Here is a 20,777-nt window from a genome sequence, read left to right as displayed (position 1 = left end):
CTCACCCCTTATTACCTTCTGCCAGCACTTTATCTTTTAGAAATGTCAGCCTTCCTCCATACGTTTTTTGAAGGTTTTCAATCGAAAACACGTCATCTGCCGGTCCGAAGGCGATTTTCCTTAAATGGAGCAGCAATATCCAATCGAAATAGTCTTCGGCGGTTTGCAGGTCGTGGTGGACGACTAGTACGGTTTTGCCTTTATCCTTAAGCTCAGCCAATAGAGTCATAATTGCCCGCTCCGTCGCTGCATCCACGCCGGCAAACGGTTCATCCATAAAGTAAATGTCGGCGTCCTGACAAAGTGCCCGGGCAAGAAATACCCGCTGCTGCTGGCCCCCTGACAGCTTGCTGATCTGCCTTTTCGCATAATCGAACATGCCGACTTTTTCTAAAGCCGATTCAGCCATTTCCACATCTGCCTTTTTCGGTCTTTTCAGCAGGCCGATTCGGCCGTACCTTCCCATCAGCACGACATCGAGAGCGCTGGTAGGAAAATCCCAATCAACCGAACCTCGCTGCGGCACATATCCGATTCTTGTCCGCTGTTGTTTATAAGTTTCTCCGTAAATGGAGATGTCTCCTGAGGCACGGGGCACAAGACCGAGAATCGTTTTGATCAAGGTGGACTTTCCAGCGCCGTTTGGGCCGATAATACCGATTAATTTCCCCTCCGGCACCTGCAGCGAGATCTCTTGCAGAACGGGCTTTTTATCATAAGCGACTGTTACATTTTCCAGCTCAACAGGAAACATTTTTTCACCTCTATTCCTTATTTAAGCGCTTCCGTAATCGTGTTGATATTATGGCGGAACATGCCTTCGTATGTGCCTTCTTTTGTCCCCTTTTCACCCATTGCATCTGAATAGAGCTGACCGCCGATTGACACCGAATGGCCTTTTTCTTTAGCTCCTTCCACCACAGCATTAATTGATTTTTCAGACACGCTGCTTTCTACAAAAACAGCCTTAATTTGTTTTTCTGCCAAAAGCTCAACCAGGTCCTGTACATCCTTTAAGCCATAATCTGAATCTGTGCTGAGTCCCTGCAGGCCTTCTACTTTAAATCCATACTCTTTCCCAAAATACGCAAACGCATCGTGGGCGGTTACAAGGACACGGCTTTTCTCCGGAATATTCGCAATCTCCTGACGCGCCCATTTATCTAAATTTTGCAAATTATCTTTGTACTCTTTTGCGTTCTTCTTAAAGTCATCTGCATGCTCAGGCATCGCTTTGCTGAATTGCTTTTCGATTTCATCAATTGCGTAAATCCATAATGGGATGCTGAACCAGACGTGAGGGTCATACATCTTCCCTTTCCCCGCAGAAATAAGCTTGCTTTTCGGAATCGCTTCGGCGACCGCTGCCGCTTGTTTTTGTTCACCGATTTTACGGAGAATGTCTTCCATCTTCCCTTCGAGATGCAAGCCGCTGTAAAGCACAACGTCTGCTGATGTTAATTTTCTCGTATCACCTTGTGACGCTTTGTAAAGATGGGGGTCTACTCCCGGTCCCATTAAAGAAGTGACCTTAACATGCGTTCCGCCGATTTTTTCAGCAGCGTCCGCAATCTGAGATGTCGTTGCCGTCACTTGCAATCCCTGATCAAAGCTTTTACCGGAAGACTCTGATCCACAGCCCGATAACGCAAGGCATGCAAGGATCAATGCCGCTATCAGCCCTCGTTTTTTCATTTGTTCCCTCCTCTTTGCCATCGATGTCCTGTTGTTTTATCATATGATGTGTTTTCTTAGACATGTGACATTTAATTAGACATAAGCATGTTTTGTTTATATAGGACAAAAAGTTTCCTTAGTGCAAAATTATCGCGTTTGTCCATTTCTGTCAAGACATTTTCACATAAAAAAACCGGCTGGTTCAGCAGCCGGTCCAAACGAGAAGGGATGTATTCAACGCTTTTACTATAACAGCACACTCACATTCTCTCAAATTGATAAAATGTCTTTTTCTCATCCATGCTGTGTGAAAACATCCATTTTGGTCACATATTTTCTCATTATTTCCTGATTTACTTCAACCCCTAAACCAGGCTGTTTCGACACAGAAATAAATCCGTTATCGATACGGATATCAGGGGTCACAATATCCTCATCCCAATACCTTGAAGATGACGAAATATCGCCCGGTATTGTAAATTGAGGCAAGGAAGCCAGCGCCACGTTTTGCGCTCTTGAAATGCCAGTCTCCAGCATTCCTCCGCACCAAACCGGCATATTGTGCTCTTTGCACAGATCATGGATTTTTAGAGCTTCCGTCAATCCGCCGACGCGAGAAGGCTTGATATTAATTACTTTACAGCTTCCCAGCTCAATCGCCCGTCTCGCGTCATCAGCTGAGCAAATGCTTTCATCAAGGCAAATCGCCGTTTTCATATGCTTCTGCAAGTGGCGGTGATCAACAATATCGTCAGCTTGGAGCGGCTGTTCAATCATCATTAAATGATATTCATCAAGCTCCTTTAAGCGGCTGATATCCTTGAGTTCATAAGAGGAATTCGCATCAGCCATCAGCGGGATGCCCGGGAAGCGGCTGCGGATGGCTTTTACCAGTTCCACATCTTGTCCTGGCTGAATTTTAATTTTAATTCTTTGATAGCCTTCTTTTTGATAAGCCTCAATTTCTTTCAGCATATCCTCAAGAGGCGCTAAGCTGACAACAACCCCGGCAGGGACTTTGTCTCTTGTCCCGCCTAATGCCTCCGCAAGAGGAATTCCCTTCTTTTTTGCATAAATATCCCAAACAGCTGATTCAAGCCCCGCTTTTGCCATCCTGTTACCTTTGTAGCGCGCCAAGCTGTCCGGCACTTCAGAAGGGTGGCTAAATTCACGTCCGACGACATTAGGAATAAAAAAATCCTTCAGCATATGCAGACAAGTACCAATCGTTTCCTCGGTGTACCACGGTGAGGAGAACGCAGACACTTCCCCCCATCCTGTAACTCCGGATATATCGATGGCTTCCACGATCAAGAATTTGCGCTCCTGAAGCGTCTCAATACTGTTTTTGAACGGTTTTTTTAGATTCATGCTTAAATGATAAAGCGTAATTTTTTCAATTTCGATCATAACAGTTCTCCTTTACGCGCATCCTTCAGCTGATTTCGCAATAGCTTATTCGACGCATTGCGCGGCAGGCGGTCTAATACAAAGAATTTTGCCGGAACTTTATATTTCGCCAATCGTTCTTTGCAAAAAACGGTCAGTTCTTTAGCGCTGACAGGCTGATGGAGCACAAGATAAGCATGAGGCACTTTTCCCCATTTTATGTCCTCCGCGCCTGAAACGCCGGCTTCTGCAACAGCCGGATGAGAAAGCAGCACAGACTCCACTTCAGCGGGATAAATATTTTCTCCGCCTGAAATGATAAGATCTGATCGCCTGTCCAATACATATAAAAACCCTTCACTGTCCAAATAACCGAGATCGCCTGTTTTCAACCAGCCATTTTGAAAGGATGCTTTATTTGCGCTTTCCCGGTTGAAATAGCTTTTCATGACATTCGGGCCTTTCACCATAATTTCACCGTGTTCAAACGGCTCACACGCTTTTCCGTCCCGCTCAATTTTGATTTCGCATGAAAACAGCGGTTTTCCTGCTGATCCGAGCTTTTCCATACTGAATTCCGGCGAGAGAGTAACGATTTGTGAGCATGTCTCCGTCATTCCATATGATTGAAAAACGGGGAAGTCTTTCTCTCGGCATTCTTCTAGCAAAGGAAGCGGCGCAGGACCTCCGCCGAGCAGGATGCATCTGATGGATGACGGGCAGCGGTTTGTTTCTGCCAAAAGACTTGCCAGCATTGTCTGCACCGCAGAAATAATCGTAACTTGATGCCTGTCGATAGAATCCAATACATCACTTACTGAAAAACGCTGGTGAAGCACGACCGTCATTCCGTAAATCACAGATTTAAATAACGCTGACAGTCCGCTGATATGAAAGAGCGGCAGCGCGATAAGCCAGCGGTCTTTTTCTGTTATACCCAAATTAAGAGCAGAAGACACCGCACTGAAATAATGATTTCCAAACGTTTGCTGAACTCCCTTGGGCTTGCCGGTTGTCCCGGAGGTATACATGAGCGTCGCCGTTGCGTCCATTTGCATGTATGGCTCAATTTCAATATCCTGTGCCTCTTCTTTTACCAGTTCATCGATATTAATGGTTTCAACCATTTGCTCATAATCCTGCATGTCAAAACTTTCGTCCGTCAGTAAAAAGCGTGCGCCGGAATCCTCCAGCTGGAACAGCCTTTCATGTTTAGACAGCTTTGTATTCAGCAAGACCGCTTTTACGCCGAGCAAAAAGCAAGCGTGAACAGCATATACCATCTCCGCCCGGTTTCCGAGCAGAAGAGCCGCAGTGTCCCCTTTTCGAAAAGAATGAGCTGAAAGCTGTGACGCCATTCGTTTGGATGCGGCAAATAATTCAGCAAATGTCACGGTTTGATCTCCATAAATGAGAGCGATTCTATCAGGTGTTAGCTGTGCCCGTTGCAGGAGCCAGTTGGGCTGTTCTGTCAGCATGTCATCATCTCCGAGGTGAAATTACTTGATTTAAAAGAGAAAACAGCTTGGACCGCAATGGCTCAAGCTGTTGGTTTCATACGTATCTGCTGATCACGGAAAACGCGGGAATTGGCCGAAATCCGGTTTGCGTTTCTCCTTAAAGGAATCACGGCCTTCTTTCGCTTCATCAGTAGTGTAGTAAAGAAGGGTTGCATCCCCTGCAAACTGCTGAATTCCAGCAAGTCCGTCTGTGTCCGCGTTAAACGCAGCTTTAAGAAAACGAAGTGCGGTCGGGCTTTTCTCAAGCATTTCTTCACACCATTTAATCGTTTCTTCTTCAAGCTGTTCCAAAGGAACAACTGTGTTGACAAGTCCCATATCCAGCGCTTCCTGCGCGTTGTACTGACGGCAAAGGTACCAGATTTCACGGGCTTTTTTATGTCCTACGATGCGAGCCAGGTAGCCTGAACCGTAACCTGCGTCAAAGCTTCCCACTTTAGGGCCGGTTTGTCCGAAAATCGCATTGTCGGCAGCGATTGTCAAGTCACATACGATGTGAAGCACGTGTCCTCCGCCAATCGCATATCCGGATACCATCGCAACAACAGGTTTCGGAATGACACGAATTAAACGCTGAAGATCCAGTACGTTTAAACGCGGAATTTGGTCGTCGCCTACATAACCGCCGTGTCCGCGCACTTTTTGGTCTCCGCCAGAACAAAACGCTTTGTCTCCGGCACCGGCAAGCACGATAACGCCGATGTTTTGATCATCTCTCGCGCGAGCAAATGCATCAATCATTTCAGCAACCGTTTTAGGTGTAAAGGCGTTATGTACCTCAGGGCGGTTGATTGTTATTTTTGCAATACCATTATACGTTTCATACAATATTTCATCATATGTACGTTCAGTTTTCCATTCTACAGCCATGATATGACCTCCTCTATTTTTCCATGTACCGAGTTATACATTTGTTAAAAACTCACTCACTATTTTACCAAAAAAATGCGGCTGTTCCACATGCACTGTATGGCCTGCTTCAGGAACAATCTCTATTCTACTAGATGGAAGCTTCTTATGCACCTCTTGATTAATGGCGCAAAACTTTTTGTCCCATTCTCCGCAGATGAGAAGCACAGGCGCCGCAACATCTTTTAACCGGCCCCACCAGGAAGGCTGTGAACCGGTGCCCATACCGATTAAACTGTTGGCCAGCCCAATGTTATTGTTTCTCAGACGGCCCAATCGTATCCTTTGCCGAACCTCATCAGCAAGCCGCTGCTGCGTCGAAAACAAAGGGATGCCTTCCCAATAGTCCACAAAGGCTTTGATCCCGTCACGCAAAATAAAATCCGCAAGCTTCCGATCCCGCAAGATTCGTTCTTTCCGTTCCCCGAGGGTTTTAAGGCCGGGCGTCGTGCTTTCGAGCACAAGCGCTGATATCCGTTCGGGGTATGTCACGGCAAAGGAATAAGCAAGCCTTCCCCCCATAGAATAACCAATAAGTTTCACTTTGTGAAGTTTTAAATGATCAAATATCTCGGCAAGGTCTGAAACTTGCCGGCTCGTGCTATATCTTTTTCCATTCAGCGGGGCATCACTTTCTCCGTGCCCTAAGCAATCAATTTTGATGACACGAGAATTAGGCAGCAACTGGTCGAGAAAGGCCCAGGATTCTTTGCTGCCGGTAAACCCGTGCAGACAGACGACGGCATCAGAAGCACTGGGCCGATCGTCTGTCACAGCATATCGGACGCCGTCTGCAACAGTTATGTTTACAGTTCCCATTGTTTTTTCACTTCCCGCACAGCCTCATTCAGCATATTACGATGAAGCTGAACTCTTGATTGGCGATCCGTTTTGATTTCTATAATGTGAAGGCCGGGCTTGTCAGCCTGCGGTGCGTATGATGCTCTAAATTCATCCCACGAAGCCGGGCATGAATACGTGCCTCCGTAAAGCTCAGCAGCATGCTTGAAATCGAGCCCGGTCGGCGTGCCGAACAAATCTTCAAAGTGTGTCTTTTCAGATGCTTGCGGTAAAAATGAAAAAATCCCTCCGCCGTCATTGTTCACGAGGATCACAGTAAGCGGAATGTCCAATTTTTTAGCCGCCAGCAGCCCGTTTAAATCATGATAAAAAGACAAATCCCCGATCACGAGTGTCACAGGCGCTTTTGTTCCTTCACAAACACCCATGGCAGAAGAGACGACACCATCAATCCCATTTGCGCCACGGTTTGAATAGATACGGAAATTGCGGTCCTGATTTTCGAAAAACGTATCAACATCCCTGATTGGCATGCTGTTTCCGACAAAGAGCGAGCTATTTTCGGGCACAAGATGCTGGAGGATTCGGTAGAGGTTGCCCTCAAATGAAACCTCTTCATTGCTGACCGTTTGCAAATGCTCACGGAAACGCTGGTTCACAATCTGCCATTTTTCCAGCCATTCCAAAGTTCGGTCCACTCCAGTCTGTTCAGCCATGATCGCCTCGGCAAAACTAGACGGGCTGCAGTGAATCATATGTGCGCTTGCCTGTGTCGGGTCTCTCCAGCCGCCATCCTCATCAATCACAATCTGCTGAATGGCTGGGTCATCCTTCAGCCACAAGAAAACCGGCTTTGAAACAGGCATCGGTCCGAAACGGATCACGACATCAGGCCGCAGTGCTGACTTCAGCTCATCATCTTTTAAAAATGAGTCATACGCATCAATAACGGTGCTTTTATCATGGACGCCGTTCCGCAGGTTAGACAGCGGGTCAGCTAAAATTGGATAATGCAGCGCTTTTGACAGCTTCACAATGTTTTGTTTATCAGCATCACTGTGAAGTTCTCCGCAGACGATCATGCCTTTTTCGGCCTCTTTCAGCATTGCAGCCACGTCAGACAGAGAGTTCCGGTCCACCGATTGCGTACCCGTTTTCACTGACACGTGACGCCCAGTTCTCATTCTTTCAAACGGCTGATCAGAAAGATCAGGCATCAGCGGCTCACGAAGCGGCACATTCACGTGCACAGGACCCATTGGACGTTTTTGTGCTTCCCCGGCGGCACGTCCTGCCAGCGTTCGGATATATCTCAGCATATGCGGCGACTCTTCGGGAAGAGCAGAGTCTGTGAAAAACTTAACAAAGTTACCGAATAAGAAGTGCTGATTAATGGCCTGCGGTGCGCCTACTTCACGCAGCTCGTGCGGCCGATCAGCAGTTAACACTATAATCGGTACTCTTGAATAATGGGCTTCAATCACAGCCGGATAAAAGTTGGCCGCGGCCGTTCCTGATGTGCAAATCAGAAGCACGGGACGCTGCTGTGCTTTTGCCAGCCCCAATGCAAAGAACCCGGCAGATCTTTCATCAATTTGGATATGGACGTTGATATCCGGATGCGCGGCTGCAAGAATTGCCAGCGGTGTGGATCTTGAGCCTGGACAAACGACAGCGTCCGTAATTCCGGAAAGGGCGAATTCATCAATAAAACTTCCGATGTAATGAGTAATCGGGTTCACTGTCAACGTCTCTCACCTCCCAGTGCAGAGATCATCGGCTTTAATTTCATCTGTGTTTCTTCGTATTCCGATTGCGGTTCAGAGTCTTCCACAATGCCGCACCCGGCAAACAGGCGTGCTGTGCTGCCTTCAATCAGCCCTGAACGGATGGCAACAGCAAATTCTCCGTTATCCTGACTGTCAATCCAGCCGACAGGAGCCGCATACCAGCCGCGGGACATCGGTTCGATCTCTCTAATCACTTCTACCGCTTTTTTCTGAGGTGCTCCCCCAAGCGCCGGAGTAGGATGCAATTTCTCTATTAAGTCAAATAGCGAAGCTGAATCACGAAGCTGCCCGACAATCGGCGTAAATAAGTGCTGGACGCTTTTCGTTTTGTACAATACAGGTTTGTCAGGCTTTTCAACGTCCGAACAGCTTGACACAAAAGCGTTATGAATCATGCCTACAACAATATCATGCTCCAGCAGATTTTTCTCATCGTTTAATAATTCAAGGCCGATGCGGCGGTCTTCTTCTTCATCGGAGCCACGCTTTATAGAACCTGCCAGACAAGTAGACATGACAGTGTTCCCGTCTCTTTTGATTAGTCTTTCCGGAGAAGCGCCGACAAAGGTTTTGCCTTCTTGTTCGATTGCAAAAACATAGCTTGTCTGCTGTTCGGTCAAAAGCGTTTTAAGCACCGGTTCAATTTTGACCGGACCATCAAACGTGAGCAGCAGCTCTCTGGCAAGAACCACTTTATCATATTGTTTCTCTTTAATTTGGCTTGTTGCCGTTTCGATTGCTTTCAGCCAATCAGACTTATCCAGCTCCTGAGATGCTGTCATCACAGCCTGATCTTCTTGATTGAAATCAGGGATCATAAATACCGCTGCAAAAGATTTTAAGCCTTCCAAAACAGCTTCTGCATCATCTTCTCCGCTTACCCATCTGTTAACTGTCAGGAATGGGCCTTCAGCAGTTATCGTCAGCATAAGCGAAGGCACAAAGAAATCCCCTTCCGAGAAATGGTCCCATTCAGTACCTCTTTCTTCGTAAGGGTCGAAGGAAAAGCCTCCGAATAAAACAGGTCCCACTGCAGAGTGCTGCAGCTTTTCTTCTTCATAAATATGAAAAGCCGTCTTTTTAAAGCGCTCCCATTGTTCAAAAACCTCACGATACCGCTCGTCGTTTTTTTGATTCGTATGGAAAACAGCTTCTTTGCCAAGACCGACTATTGTCAATTCACTTTCAGGTTCTGACCAAAAAAATCGATTGCCTGTATATTTTTTTGCTCCGTAATTGAAAAATGATAGAGGGTCAAGAGACTCAATTTGTCTCGAATAGCTTATTAAGACAGCATGGTTGACTTCTTTGGCTTTATATAATGCATGTAGAACTTCCTTTCGGAACGTACGCTGCACCGTTGTCACCATGAGACATTCCTCCATAATTCTTAAAATGCTTTTAATACCATACACCTGTGTCTACATTGTGTCAAATACACAGATCATGCAGTCCAAATGGCCCGCCTTACCTATTATAAACCTAATTCCAGAAATGAAAAAGAAACAAACCTTAAATTTCTTTCTCCACTGATAGCAAAGGTTGTATCCGCTTACCATATAAGGAAAATCTCCTATATTCCTCCACAAGGGATTTATGAAAGTTCTCAGGCGATCTGTCCATACTAAAGGTATGCATTACAGAGAAACGAGGCGATTATATTGCTTACAAACGAACAGCTTCAGCATTTAAAAAAAGAACTTGAAGAAACGAAGGAAGATATATTGAACCGCTTCAAAGACAATGACCACTTTCAGCTCAATTCCGCCTTTCCGTATGATTCATGGGGTGAGCTTTCTGCTTATGACAACCACCCAGGCGATCAGGCGACAGAGCTTTATGAGCGTGAAAAAGACATTGCTCTTGATTTGCATGAACGGGAGCATCTCCGGGACATTGAGCATTCATTGAAGGCGATAGAAAACGGCACGTACGGGATTTGTGAGGTCAGCGGAAAAGAAATCCCTTATGAACGTCTTGAAGCGCTTCCGACTGCCACGACGCTCGCAGAGTATTCATCACAGGATGTCGTTTCCAAAGACCGTCCGATTGAGGAAGAAACACCCTTCGGTCAATTTGAATTTGACGATGATGAAGAAATCAGAGCGCCTTATGACAGTGAAGACTCCTACCAGGACGTTGAAAAATACGGAAACTCAGAAACACCGCAGGACATGGAAAATCCACCGCTCAGCTATGATGATATGACAATGAATGCCGAAGAAAATATCGGCAATACAGAATCATATGAGAATTTCATTGCTACAGATATTACAGGCAAAGAAATTACAGTGTATCCAAGCAGGGCACATGAACGTTATGAGGAAGAGCTGGATGAAGAAGGCATCATGACGACGTTTGGCGACCTCCATGCAGATTGACACCCCTGGGAAATAGTGTCTGCATTTGTATACAAACCGTATAACTGCAGCTCATCTACATCATCACCCCCGCATACCGCGGGGGTGTCTATCCAAGATAAAGGGAAAGTACATGTAAAATAAATACATACCGGAGGAAACACATGAAAAAGATGATCGGCGCAATCGTGGTTTTTATCCTTACATACGCGCTGTTTTCAGCCGCAGACTATCTATTTCCGATCGACCAAAATTGGTATCAATCACTGAAAAAGCCAGACTGGACACCAAACGGGTCAACGATCGGCATCATCTGGGCCATCCTGTTTGCACTGATTTCTCTTTCAGCTGCCATTGTTTATGCCAAATGGTCATTTAGACAAGCGAAAAGCTTTTGGCTGGCGTTTTTGATCAATTATGTGCTAAATCAGGCATTCAGTTATTTTCAGTTTACGCAAAAGAATCTCCTTGCCGCATCCATTGACTGCCTGCTTGTCACCATAACAGCGCTGGTTGTGATCATCATTGCAAAAGTATACAGCAGGGCCGCAAGCTGGCTTCTTGTGCCTTATTTTTTATGGAGTGCCTTTGCAACAGTCTTATCCTTTACGATCTATTCAATGAATCTTTGAACAAAAAAAGCCGCTCAAACAGCGGCTTTTTTACACCATCGGCTTAATTCTCCAAATGTGTTTCGCATATTCATGAATCGTCCGGTCGCTTGAAAAATAGCCTGAATGGGCAATATTTAAAATCGAACGCTCTGACCATTTTCGCCGATCTTGATAATCAGCTTGAACACGCTCCTGAGCATCCGCGTATGAGCTGAAATCCTTCAACACAAAATACTCGTCATTATGCGGCAGCAGCGAATCATAGATGGATTCAAATTCATCAGGTTCACCTTCAAAAAAGCCGTTGATCAGCTGATCGGCAACCTGCCTGATTCTGCGGTCATGCTGATAATATTCCCTTGATCTGTAGCCTCCGTTTTCCTGGTAGGAAAGAACGTCATCCGCCTTCAAACCAAATGTGTAAACACAATCAGCTCCGACGCGTTGCAGAATTTCAATATTCGCCCCGTCATGCGTGCCGATTGTCAGCGCGCCATTCATCATAAACTTCATATTTCCTGTACCGGACGCTTCCTTGCTTGCAGTCGAGATTTGTTCACTTACATCTGATGCCGGAAAAATCTGCTCCGCCATAGAAACCCTGTAATTTTCTAAAAAAACGACCTTGAGCAGCTGCCTCACCGCCGGATCATAATTTACCTTCTCCGCAACGGAATGAATCAGTTTAATGATTTTCTTCGCGTAATGATAGCTTGGTGAAGCCTTTGCTCCGAAAATAAAGGTTTGCGGATAAATTGAAAATCCCGAATCCTCCTTCAGGCGGTTATACAAATACATAATATGAAGAACATTCAGCAGCTGCCGTTTATACGCATGAAGCCGTTTCACCTGCACGTCAAATATGCTGTCCGGATTCACTGCCACTCCGGCCGTGCAAAAAATCAGATCAGCAAGCTCTTGCTTTTTTCTGCTTTTGTTATTTTGGAACTGCTCAATAAAAGCGGGGTCAGTAGCGTACGGTTCGAGCTGAATCAGGGATTCCGGATGTTTTATCCATTCATTGCCTATCGCATCTGTTATCATGGCGGACAAGCCGGGGTTGGCTTTTAATAGCCAGCGTCTATGGGCAATTCCATTTGTTTTATTGTTAAACCGATTCGGAAACATCAAATGAAAATTACGCATTTCCCGTTCCTTTAATATGTCGGAATGAATTTTGGCAACTCCGTTGACACTGTAGCTTCCCACTATTGCGAGGTGAGCCATTTTGACAACTCCGTGCGCCGTAATCGCCATATCCTCTATCCTTTTCCAGTCACCGGGATACTTCTCCCAAACCGCTCTGCAAAACCTCTCATTAATCTCTTCAATAATCATATACATTCGCGGGAGTAACGGCTTAAATAAATGAATCGGCCATTTTTCAAGCGCTTCTGACAGTGTCGTATGATTCGTATAGGAAATTGTATGTACCGTGATATGCCAGGCATCTTCCCAGCTCATGTTCTCTTCATCAAGCAAAATCCGCATCAGCTCTGGCACAGCAAGTGCAGGATGGGTGTCATTAATATGAATGCTTACTTTTTTATGCAGGCTATATAATGATTGATTCGTTTTACGGTAATTGTTCACTATGCTTTTTAAACTGGCACACACTAGAAAGTACTGCTGCTTCAGCCGTAATATCTTACCCTCGTCATGCGTGTCATCAGGGTACAAAAATTCAGATACAGCTTCTGTTTCCCGTTTATAAGACAAAATATTGCCGCCGTGATAATGCGCATAAGGCTCGGCGTTCCAAAGTCTTAACGTGTTGACTGTGCCCGTATCATATCCGATGATCGGGATATCGTAAGGAACGGCGGTAATGATTGTTGCTTGTTCATGACGAAAATGCAGACGGCCGTTTTTTTCAGTCATATGCACCTCGCCCCAAAACGGCACGTCAACCGCCTGATCAGCATTTCTTACTTCCCATACATTTCCGTTTTTCAGCCATTGCTCAGGCAGCTCAACTTGATGCCCGTCAACAATCTTTTGTTCAAATAAGCCATGCTTATACCGAATACCCATCCCATGCCCAGGCAAATTTAACGAAGCCAGAGAATCTAAGAAGCAAGCAGCCAATCGCCCGAGACCGCCATTCCCCAACCCCGCATCGCTCTCCATATAAAGGATCTCGTCTAGACTGATGCCGATCTCTTTCAGACCCGCTTCCACTACATCCCGAATACCGAGATTCATTAAATTCTGTTCAAGGAGCTGCCCGAGAAGAAATTCAATCGACAAATAATATGTCTGCTTTCCGGAATTGGACCTGCTTCTTTCATTTGTCTGAATCCAATCAGCGCTGATGTACTCTCTGATCATATTGCCTAAGGTTTTATATTGATCAAGCTTGGAAGATTCTTGAAAGCTTTTCCCGCACGTCATTTCCAGACGCTTTAAAAATAAGGCTGCAAAGCGTTCTTTACTCGAGAACATCCCGTCCACTCCTTGTCACATGCTCGAAAATGCGCTGATATTGTTTTGCTGATTGTTTCCAGCTGTAATCTGTATTCATTGCAGTTTTCATGATGCTCTTCCATACATCCTTTTGGCGATAAAACGACAGCGCCCTCTCGATCGTAAATTTCAGATCATGAGCATTAAAGGCTGAGAACGTAAAACCGTTGCCTGTTCCCTCTTCCTCCCGGTAGGAACGGACTGTATCATAAAGCCCGCCCGTTTCTCTGACAATCGGAATAGCGCCATATTGAAGCGCAATCATCTGCCCCAGACCGCACGGCTCAAATTTCGACGGCATCAGAAACAAATCTGAGCCCGCATAAATCTGATGGGCGAGCGGCTCATCAAACCCAATATACGCCCTGCATTTATCGTGAAATGCAAATTCAATGTACCGGAAGTAGTCCTCAAATTCTCGTTCCCCCGTACCGAGCACAAGCAGCTGTATGTCTCTCTCCTCCAGCAGCTCGTGCATCATTCTCTTAACTAGATCAAGCCCCTTCTGTTTGGTCAGCCTTGTTACCATACTGATCAGCGGAATATCTTTTCGTACCGGAAGGCCCATCCGCTGCTGGAGCTTCGTTTTATTTTCTTCCTTTAAATCAAGATGTTCAGGATCGTAATGCACTTCAATATACGGATTGCTCTCTGTCTGATAGAAAGAGTCGTCAATACCGTTTAAGATCCCTGTTAAATCCTTTTCCCTAAACTGCAAAACTGGCTCAAGCTGCTCGCCGTAATAAGGCGTTAGGATTTCATTTCTATAAGTCGGGCTCACCGTTGTTACATGATCAGCAGCAATAATCCCCGCTTTCATAAAATTAACAAATCCATTGCATTCTAATCTTTCATAATGAAAATGACTCATGTCCAGCCCGAGCAAGTCATGTGTCACCTCTGGCGGGAAAACACCTTGAAACTGCAAGTTATGGATCGTGAGCACACTTTTCATCTGCTCATAAAAGGGGTGCTTGCTGTATTCCTCTTTCAACAAGTAATTGACCATAGCTGTATGCCAGTCATGAGTATGAACGATATGAGCTTGAAAATTTACTGCTTCTGCCGCTTCCAGCACAGCTCTTGAAAAATAAGCAAACCGCTCTCCGTCGTCAAAATGCCCGTACAGGGAATCCCTTGAAAAATAATATTTATTGTCGATAAAATAATAATTCACACCATCTTCAGCCAAATGTTCAATTCCGCAATATTGCTGACGCCAGCCAACAGCAACTGTACATTCAGCTGTTTTCTTCATACGTTTTTGCCAGGCTTCAGGGATTTGACTGTATTTCGGCATGATCACCGCTACGTCGTTCCCAAGACGAGAAAGCACTTTGGGCAGCGCGCCGGCCACATCGGCCAAGCCTCCTGATTTTACAAACGGGGTACATTCTGAGACAGCAAATAACACTTTCAAGAATTCATCAGCTCTCCTTGCACCAATCCTTTTTTTAATACGAGCGGCTGCTCCTCAGTTCCCGAGACTTCAGTCGCATTGCCGATTTTGACATCCTTATCAGCAATCACCTGCTCCAGCAAACAATCCTCACCAATCTGCGTTTTTTGCATAATAATGCAATTTCTCAGCTTCGTGCCTTTCCCGACATGCACCGCCCTGAACAAGATGCAGTTTTCGACCTCTCCCTCAAGCACACAGCCGTTTGCCACTAAAGAATTTCTAACGGTATTGTACTTCCCGTATTTTGTTGGGGGCTCATCCTTCACTTTTGTATAAATCGGCTGCTGTGGCAAAAACACCTGCTGCCAAAAACGCGGCTGAATAAGCTCCATGCTATGGGTATAATACTTTTCTACAGAATCAATAACGGCCGCATACCCCGAATATTCGTATGGGCAAATGGTCAATGCGGAAGCTTCTTTTTCAACAACTTCTTGAATGGTTCTATATCCTTTTTCAACATGTCCGTAGATCAATTCTTTCAAGAGTTTAGAAGACATGATATAGATTTGGAGCGACTGACCGTCCTGAAAGACCTCGGTAATGTCACAGCCCACCTCCTGATGTCTTTTTAACACATATTGAAATTGAATGTTGCATACAGTATGGCTGTTGGTGATGATGGCATATTGCTGTGTACTTCTATGAAAGTAATCGAGATGATCAGAAAACTGGCGGAATGAAGCGAATTCATCATACTCATCATGCAAATGCGGTGACGGGAAAAAAAAGAGGCCGTCCTTTTTTCGGTGCAAATCCCATTCCTTCCCGGCTCCAAGATGATCCATAAGAGACCGGTAGCGATACTTCGGAAAAATCGCTACACTCCTAATATTCGCATTCACCATATTGGACAGCATAAAATCTATCAAACGGTACCTGCCAGCAAAAGGAATCGCACCAAGTGACCGCTGTGCGGTTAAATCCTGAAGAGAATGCTTATATGTGGTTTCATCTATAACACCTAACATTTGATTATTGATCAACTGATTCTGCCTCCTCTTCAGTCATTAAATCAATTCTTTCTCTACAAATTCCTCCGATACAAGCAGCACCTCCTGAATGTCTGTTTCAGATTTAATCACTACGCCATCAGGAAGCACCAATCCCTTAGGCACGATGGCATTCTCAATCACGACATGCTCACCGATTGTCACATCCGGCATAATCACTGAACGCTTGACCGTTGCGTGCTTACCGACGGTGACCCCTTGAAAAAGAACGGAGTGAGACACATTCCCATAAACAACACACCCCTCATTCACAAGTGAGTCATGAACCTGCGCCTCAGGGGAAATAAATTGCGGAGGCTGATTCGGGTTGACAGAGTAAATCTTCCAATTGCGTTCAAACAGCCCCAGCTCAGACTGGTCTTTCAGCAAATCCATATTGGCTTCCCATAAGCTCTGCACCGTTCCGACATCCTTCCAATATCCTTTAAACGGATAAGCGGAAAGCTTCTTTTTCTCCTCCAAAAGCAGAGGAATGATATCTTTGCCGAAGTCATGGCTTGAATACGGATTCCGGTCATCCATCTCAAGATATTGCTTCAAGAGCGGCCAATTGAAAATATAAATACCCATGGATGCCAAATTGCTCTTTGGGAATTTAGGCTTTTCATCAAAATGTGTGATGACCCCGTCTTCATTTGCTTTCATGATGCCGAATCGGCTTGCTTCTTCCCATCCCACTTCAATCACGGAGATGGTCACATCCGCTTTCTTTTCAATATGAAAATCAAGCATTTTGCCGTAGTCCATTTTATAAATGTGATCGCCTGATAAGATCAGCACATACTCGGGATCATATTGGTTCAGGTAATTGAGATTTTCATAAATTGCGCTTGCCGTCCCTTTATACCATTTCACTTCGGATGACTCAGCATAAGGAGGCAATACTGTAACGCCCCCATTGTGCCTGTCAAGGTCCCATGCACTGCCAATGCCAATATAGGAATTCAGCTCCAATGGCTGATATTGCGTTAAGATGCCTACTGTGTCTATGCCTGAATTCGAGCAGTTGCTGAGCGTAAAATCAATAATCCGGTATTTTCCCCCAAAAGATACGGCCGGTTTTGCCATGTTTTTTGTTAATCCGCTGAGACGGCTGCCCTTCCCGCCGGCAAGGAGCATAGCCACACATTGTTTTTTCATTATTTTATCTCTCCTCTTTTTTTCACCGCCCGCATTATCGAAATGCCATAAGGGGGGATTGTCATCGTGATATAGTACGGTTTTTGATGAACAGCTCCAGATTTGGCTGCTAACGGCTTTTTATTCAATTGACCTGAGCCCCCATATTTTTCATTGTCACTGTTCAACACTTCGATATATTGGGTAAGAAAGGGAACGCCTACATCGTATTGATGATAGACCGAGGGTGTAAAATTACATAAGATGATAAGCGCCTCACCGTGCCGTCTGCCGTACCGAATAAAAGAGAAAATTGATTGCTCCTCATTGTGGACATCAATCCATTCAAATGATTGAGCACGATGGTCATTTTCATAAAGGATTTTGCTTTTTTGATAAAAGCGGAGAAGATCTTGAGTAAAAACACTTGCTTTCTGATGCATGGGGAAGGTGTTCAAAAACCAATCAAGCTGTTCTGTATCTTTCCATTCATCGAATTGAGCAAATTCCGAACCCATAAAAATGAGTTTTTTACCGGGATGAGCGGTCATATAACCGAGTAAAAGCCGATATTGGGCAAATTTCTGCCAATAGTCGCCAGGCATTTTATGAAGAAGCGATTTTTTCCCATACACGACTTCATCATGAGAAAATGGCAATACAAAATGTTCACTAAACGCATAAAGCAAGGAAAAAGACACGAGCTGATGGCAGTCCCGCCTTTGTTCAAAAGGCGTCTCCATGTATCTCAGCACATCATTCATCCAGCCCATGTTCCATTTAAAATGAAAGCCAAGTCCCCCTTCCTCAACAGAACCTGTTACTTGAGGCCATTCGGTGGAATCTTCCGCTATCATCATGACATGCGGATATGCCTCCCGCATTGTTTGATTCAGCTTCTTTAAAAATGCAACTGCATATGGATTCATATGGCGTTCAGCCTGATTTGGCCAATACAGCATATTGGCCACGGCATCGACCCTAAAACCATCTATATGATAGAATTCCGCCCAGTACAACGCATTAGAAATTAAAAAACTTTGAACTTCCGGTTTTCCTAAATCAAAGTTAGCGGTGCCCCACAGCCAGTTCTCCCGGTCACGCTCTTCTTGATATTCGTAAAGAGGCGCTCCATCAAACATATAAAGCCCATGAGAATCTTTACAAAAATGTCCGGGGACCCAATCAAGTATGACGCCGATGTTTGCCTGATGGCATTCATCCACAAACCTCATCAAATCATGAGGCGTGCCAAATCGGCTTGTCGGGCTGTAATACCCCGTTGCTTGATAACCCCAAGAGCGATCATAAGGATGTTCATAAACGGGCAGCAGCTCGATATGGGTAAACCCCTGCTCTTTGATATAAGGAATAAGAGACTGGCCTAATTCTTCATAGGAGTAAAGCGTGCCATCGGAATGCTTCTTCCATGAACCAAGGTGAAGCTCATAAATAAAAACCGGCTTTTCATATATCGTTTTATCTTTCTGCTTCTTTTGCCACTTTTGATCATGCCAGCTGTACTCTGCTAGATCGTAAGTAAGAGACGCCGTATTCGGTCTCACTTCTGAATAAAAAGCATACGGGTCTGCCTTCAGCATAGTCTTTCCGCTATTTGTCACGATTTCATACTTATATCGTTCCTTTTCTTTCAAACCTGGAACAAATAATGTCCAAATGCCGTTATCATTAACTTTTTGCATCACATGAAGCTCACCTGACCAACTGTTAAAATCCCCAGCCACTCGAACTTCTGACGCATGAGGCGCCCACACACAAAATTCATACCCGGTTTGGCCATTCAGCTCGCGATAATGCGAGCCAAACAGCTGATAGCTTTTAAACAGACTGCCTTCGTGAAAAAGATAAACATCATGTGCTGTTGGGCTGGCAGCGGCCATGTAATCATCCTTTCTGACATCATAGTTTTCATTTATATTATTTATTCGGAGAAATAAAAAAAAGCCCTTTTTAGAAAGCGCTTATATTTATTGACATAAAACTTCATTTTCTGAAGAAAAACAAGAGATATGGAGTTTTTTGTTGTAAATCTGATATAAAAATAAAAAACAAAATCAGATGTATATTATATCGTTTTAGGAAAATAAAAAACCTTGCAGGATATGCAAGGTCTCAGGATGACCCGTACGGGATTCGAACCCGTGTTACCGCCGTGAAAGGGCGGTGTCTTAACCGCTTGACCAACGGGCCGTCATGGCGGAGAAGGAGGGATTTGAACCCTCGCGCCGCTTACACGACCTACACCCTTAGCAGGGGCGCCTCTTCAGCCACTTGAGTACTTCTCCATATGGCTCCACAGGCAGGATTCGAACCTGCGACCGATCGGTTAACAGCCGATAGCTCTACCACTGAGCTACTGTGGAATGTAATTGTCATGGTATGGTGGGCCTGAATGGACTCGAACCATCGACCTCACGCTTATCAGGCGTGCGCTCTAACCAGCTGAGCTACAGGCCCATGACGATATAGAAATGGAGCGGGTGATGGGAATCGAACCCACGACATCAGCTTGGAAGGCTGAGGTTTTACCACTAAACTACACCCGCGATTTTATTTGGGGCGATTGATGGGAATCGAACCCACGAATGCCAGAGCCACAATCTGGTGCGTTAACCACTTCGCCACAACCGCCAAAATATATATTTGTAAATGGTGGCTCGGGACGGAATCGAACCGCCGACACACGGATTTTCAGTCCGTTGCTCTACCAACTGAGCTACCGAGCCTTATGATTTAAATGGCGGTCCGGACGGGACTCGAACCCGCGACCTCCTGCGTGACAGGCAGGCATTCTAACCAACTGAACTACCGGACCATTTTGATTTTAGATTTTAATTGGTTGCACCCTTCGGGCGCTCCTTATTTAAAAGGATATATTTTTTGGTTGCGGGGGCAGGATTTGAACCTGCGACCTTCGGGTTATGAGCCCGACGAGCTACCGAACTGCTCCACCCCGCGATGATAAAATGTAAGGATATATATGGCGGAGGAAGAGGGATTCGAACCCCCGCGGGCTTTGACACCCCTGTCGGTTTTCAAGACCGATCCCTTCAGCCAGACTTGGGTATTCCTCCGTATTGTGGTGGACCTTGTAGGACTCGAACCTACGACCGGACGGTTATGAGCCGTCTGCTCTAACCAACTGAGCTAAAGGTCCTTTGGTAGCGGCGGAGGGGATCGAACCCCCGACCTCACGGGTATGAACCGTACGCTCTAGCCAGCTGAGCTACACCGCCAAATCATATATTGAAACCAAGTGGAGCCTAGCGGGATCGAACCGCTGACCTCCTGCGTGCAAAGCAGGCGCTCTCCCAGCTGAGCTAAGGCCCCAAGAATGGTCGGGAAGACAGGATTCGAACCCGCGACCCCCACCTTGGCAAGGTGGTGTTCTACCACTGAACTACTTCCGCAGAAATGGTGCGGATGAAGGGACTTGAACCCCCACGTCTGTAAAGACACTAGAGCCTGATTCTAGCGCGTCTGCCAATTCCGCCACATCCGCAACATATAAATGGTGAGCCATGAAGGACTCGAACCTTCGACCCTCTGATTAAAAGTCAGATGCTCTACCAACTGAGCTAATGGCTCTTCTTACAAGAGACTTGAATATTATATCATATAAAAGTGGTGCCGGCA

At 45.5% G+C, this 20,777-nt stretch carries 15 protein-coding genes and 16 tRNA genes; 2 read left to right on the top strand and 29 right to left on the bottom strand.

Annotated elements, in window-relative coordinates:
- Position 1: 1 nt before the first annotated feature.
- The 8 genes from LJF29_RS00155 to LJF29_RS00120 all read right to left on the bottom strand — a co-directional run bounded on the left by LJF29_RS00155 (position 2) and on the right by LJF29_RS00120 (position 9,456).
- The gene (locus LJF29_RS00155; RefSeq protein ID WP_229146399.1) at positions 2 to 754 is read right to left on the bottom strand and encodes a metal ABC transporter ATP-binding protein; all 753 of its coding nucleotides are present in this window, start codon (positions 752 to 754) and stop codon (positions 2 to 4) included.
- A gap of 17 nt (positions 755 to 771) precedes the next feature.
- Positions 772 to 1,695, bottom strand: coding sequence for a metal ABC transporter solute-binding protein, Zn/Mn family (locus LJF29_RS00150; protein WP_229146398.1), 924 nt, complete (start codon positions 1,693 to 1,695; stop codon positions 772 to 774).
- Between the two features lie 276 nt (positions 1,696 to 1,971).
- Complete coding sequence (gene menC, locus LJF29_RS00145) at positions 1,972 to 3,087, bottom strand: o-succinylbenzoate synthase (protein ID WP_168748596.1); 1,116 nt, start codon at positions 3,085 to 3,087, stop codon at positions 1,972 to 1,974.
- Positions 3,084 to 4,544 (bottom strand): o-succinylbenzoate--CoA ligase, encoded by a 1,461-nt coding sequence (locus LJF29_RS00140; RefSeq protein WP_229146397.1) that lies wholly within the window; start codon positions 4,542 to 4,544, stop codon positions 3,084 to 3,086. The genes menC and LJF29_RS00140 overlap by 4 nt, the downstream gene beginning before the upstream one ends.
- Before the next feature lie 93 nt (positions 4,545 to 4,637).
- Positions 4,638 to 5,456 (bottom strand): 1,4-dihydroxy-2-naphthoyl-CoA synthase, encoded by an 819-nt coding sequence (gene menB, locus LJF29_RS00135; RefSeq protein WP_010331603.1) that lies wholly within the window; start codon positions 5,454 to 5,456, stop codon positions 4,638 to 4,640.
- A gap of 33 nt (positions 5,457 to 5,489) precedes the next feature.
- Positions 5,490 to 6,314, bottom strand: coding sequence for a 2-succinyl-6-hydroxy-2,4-cyclohexadiene-1-carboxylate synthase (menH, locus tag LJF29_RS00130; RefSeq protein ID WP_229146396.1), 825 nt, complete (start codon positions 6,312 to 6,314; stop codon positions 5,490 to 5,492).
- Entirely contained in the window at positions 6,302 to 8,044 is a 1,743-nt protein-coding gene (gene menD / locus LJF29_RS00125; protein ID WP_229146395.1) for a 2-succinyl-5-enolpyruvyl-6-hydroxy-3-cyclohexene-1-carboxylic-acid synthase, read from the bottom strand. The genes menH and menD overlap by 13 nt, the downstream gene beginning before the upstream one ends.
- Complete coding sequence (locus tag LJF29_RS00120; protein ID WP_229146394.1) at positions 8,041 to 9,456, bottom strand: isochorismate synthase; 1,416 nt, start codon at positions 9,454 to 9,456, stop codon at positions 8,041 to 8,043. The genes menD and LJF29_RS00120 overlap by 4 nt, the downstream gene beginning before the upstream one ends.
- A 291-nt stretch (positions 9,457 to 9,747) precedes the next feature.
- Here LJF29_RS00120 and LJF29_RS00115 point away from each other — a divergent pair, with 291 nt between their 5' ends.
- Together LJF29_RS00115 and LJF29_RS00110 are read left to right on the top strand one after the other, a co-directional pair.
- Positions 9,748 to 10,467 (top strand): yteA family sporulation protein, encoded by a 720-nt coding sequence (locus LJF29_RS00115; RefSeq protein ID WP_010331607.1) that lies wholly within the window; start codon positions 9,748 to 9,750, stop codon positions 10,465 to 10,467.
- Positions 10,468 to 10,610: 143 nt separating this feature from the next.
- Entirely contained in the window at positions 10,611 to 11,078 is a 468-nt protein-coding gene (locus LJF29_RS00110; RefSeq protein ID WP_229146393.1) for a TspO/MBR family protein, read from the top strand.
- A 30-nt stretch (positions 11,079 to 11,108) separates the two neighbouring features.
- Here the strand turns inward: LJF29_RS00110 and glgP are convergent, their stop codons facing one another.
- The 21 genes from glgP to LJF29_RS00005 form a co-directional block, all read right to left on the bottom strand.
- A complete protein-coding gene (glgP, locus tag LJF29_RS00105; protein ID WP_229146391.1) occupies positions 11,109 to 13,505 on the bottom strand; it encodes a glycogen phosphorylase GlgP in 2,397 nt (798 codons plus the stop codon).
- Positions 13,492 to 14,946, bottom strand: a complete 1,455-nt coding sequence (gene glgA / locus LJF29_RS00100; RefSeq protein ID WP_229146390.1) for a glycogen synthase GlgA — start codon at positions 14,944 to 14,946, stop codon at positions 13,492 to 13,494. Before glgA ends, glgP begins: the two co-directional genes overlap by 14 nt.
- Positions 14,943 to 15,974: a glucose-1-phosphate adenylyltransferase subunit GlgD gene (gene glgD, locus LJF29_RS00095; protein ID WP_229146389.1), complete on the bottom strand. Its 1,032-nt coding sequence runs from the start codon at positions 15,972 to 15,974 to the stop codon at positions 14,943 to 14,945. Before glgD ends, glgA begins: the two co-directional genes overlap by 4 nt.
- A gap of 24 nt (positions 15,975 to 15,998) precedes the next feature.
- Positions 15,999 to 17,141 carry a glucose-1-phosphate adenylyltransferase gene (locus tag LJF29_RS00090; RefSeq protein ID WP_229146388.1) on the bottom strand — a complete coding sequence of 381 codons (1,143 nt, stop codon included), beginning with the start codon at positions 17,139 to 17,141 and terminating at the stop codon, positions 15,999 to 16,001.
- On the bottom strand, positions 17,141 to 19,021 hold the full coding sequence (gene glgB / locus LJF29_RS00085) for a 1,4-alpha-glucan branching enzyme (RefSeq protein WP_229146387.1): 1,881 nt from the start codon (positions 19,019 to 19,021) through the stop codon (positions 17,141 to 17,143). Before glgB ends, LJF29_RS00090 begins: the two co-directional genes overlap by 1 nt.
- 238 nt (positions 19,022 to 19,259) lie before the next feature.
- Positions 19,260 to 19,331 (bottom strand) — tRNA-Glu (locus tag LJF29_RS00080).
- Positions 19,332 to 19,335: 4 nt separating this feature from the next.
- Positions 19,336 to 19,426 (bottom strand) — tRNA-Ser (locus LJF29_RS00075).
- A gap of 3 nt (positions 19,427 to 19,429) precedes the next feature.
- Positions 19,430 to 19,504 (bottom strand) — tRNA-Asn (locus LJF29_RS00070).
- A gap of 17 nt (positions 19,505 to 19,521) precedes the next feature.
- Positions 19,522 to 19,598 (bottom strand) — tRNA-Ile (locus LJF29_RS00065).
- Between the two features lie 15 nt (positions 19,599 to 19,613).
- A tRNA-Gly gene (locus tag LJF29_RS00060) sits at positions 19,614 to 19,687 on the bottom strand.
- A 9-nt stretch (positions 19,688 to 19,696) separates the two neighbouring features.
- Positions 19,697 to 19,772, bottom strand: a tRNA-His gene (locus LJF29_RS00055).
- A gap of 19 nt (positions 19,773 to 19,791) precedes the next feature.
- Positions 19,792 to 19,867: transfer RNA gene (locus LJF29_RS00050), tRNA-Phe, on the bottom strand.
- A gap of 12 nt (positions 19,868 to 19,879) precedes the next feature.
- Positions 19,880 to 19,956 (bottom strand) — tRNA-Asp (locus LJF29_RS00045).
- Positions 19,957 to 20,022: 66 nt separating this feature from the next.
- Positions 20,023 to 20,099: transfer RNA gene (locus tag LJF29_RS00040), tRNA-Met, on the bottom strand.
- 23 nt (positions 20,100 to 20,122) lie between these two features.
- Positions 20,123 to 20,215 (bottom strand) — tRNA-Ser (locus tag LJF29_RS00035).
- Between the two features lie 6 nt (positions 20,216 to 20,221).
- Positions 20,222 to 20,298 (bottom strand) — tRNA-Ile (locus LJF29_RS00030).
- A gap of 2 nt (positions 20,299 to 20,300) precedes the next feature.
- Positions 20,301 to 20,377, bottom strand: a tRNA-Met gene (locus LJF29_RS00025).
- 21 nt (positions 20,378 to 20,398) lie between these two features.
- Positions 20,399 to 20,471, bottom strand: a tRNA-Ala gene (locus LJF29_RS00020).
- Between the two features lie 5 nt (positions 20,472 to 20,476).
- Positions 20,477 to 20,552 (bottom strand) — tRNA-Gly (locus LJF29_RS00015).
- A gap of 4 nt (positions 20,553 to 20,556) precedes the next feature.
- Positions 20,557 to 20,643: transfer RNA gene (locus LJF29_RS00010), tRNA-Leu, on the bottom strand.
- Between the two features lie 10 nt (positions 20,644 to 20,653).
- Positions 20,654 to 20,729: transfer RNA gene (locus tag LJF29_RS00005), tRNA-Lys, on the bottom strand.
- Positions 20,730 to 20,777: the final 48 nt, after the last annotated feature.

Origin of the sequence: Bacillus sp. LBG-1-113 (assembly GCF_020708615.1) — a bacterium.
Lineage (GTDB): Bacteria > Bacillota > Bacilli > Bacillales > Bacillaceae > Bacillus > Bacillus mojavensis.
Note: the sequence above shows the minus strand (reverse complement) of the source record. Positions and strands in the feature narration are given on the sequence as shown.

Excerpts from the sequence above, each read along its gene's own strand:
- LJF29_RS00155 (WP_229146399.1), bottom strand. The coding sequence starts at position 754 with ATGTTTCCTGTTGAGCTGGAAAATGTAACAGTCGCTTATGATAAAAAG.
- LJF29_RS00150 (WP_229146398.1), bottom strand. The coding sequence starts at position 1,695 with ATGAAAAAACGAGGGCTGATAGCGGCATTGATCCTTGCATGCCTTGCG.
- menC (WP_168748596.1), bottom strand. The coding sequence starts at position 3,087 with ATGATCGAAATTGAAAAAATTACGCTTTATCATTTAAGCATGAATCTA.
- LJF29_RS00140 (WP_229146397.1), bottom strand. The coding sequence starts at position 4,544 with ATGCTGACAGAACAGCCCAACTGGCTCCTGCAACGGGCACAGCTAACA.
- menB (WP_010331603.1), bottom strand. The coding sequence starts at position 5,456 with ATGGCTGTAGAATGGAAAACTGAACGTACATATGATGAAATATTGTAT.
- menH (WP_229146396.1), bottom strand. The coding sequence starts at position 6,314 with ATGGGAACTGTAAACATAACTGTTGCAGACGGCGTCCGATATGCTGTG.
- LJF29_RS00120 (WP_229146394.1), bottom strand. The coding sequence starts at position 9,456 with ATGGTGACAACGGTGCAGCGTACGTTCCGAAAGGAAGTTCTACATGCA.
- LJF29_RS00110 (WP_229146393.1), top strand. The coding sequence starts at position 10,611 with ATGAAAAAGATGATCGGCGCAATCGTGGTTTTTATCCTTACATACGCG.
- glgP (WP_229146391.1), bottom strand. The coding sequence starts at position 13,505 with ATGTTCTCGAGTAAAGAACGCTTTGCAGCCTTATTTTTAAAGCGTCTG.
- LJF29_RS00090 (WP_229146388.1), bottom strand. The coding sequence starts at position 17,141 with ATGAAAAAACAATGTGTGGCTATGCTCCTTGCCGGCGGGAAGGGCAGC.
- glgB (WP_229146387.1), bottom strand. The coding sequence starts at position 19,021 with ATGGCCGCTGCCAGCCCAACAGCACATGATGTTTATCTTTTTCACGAA.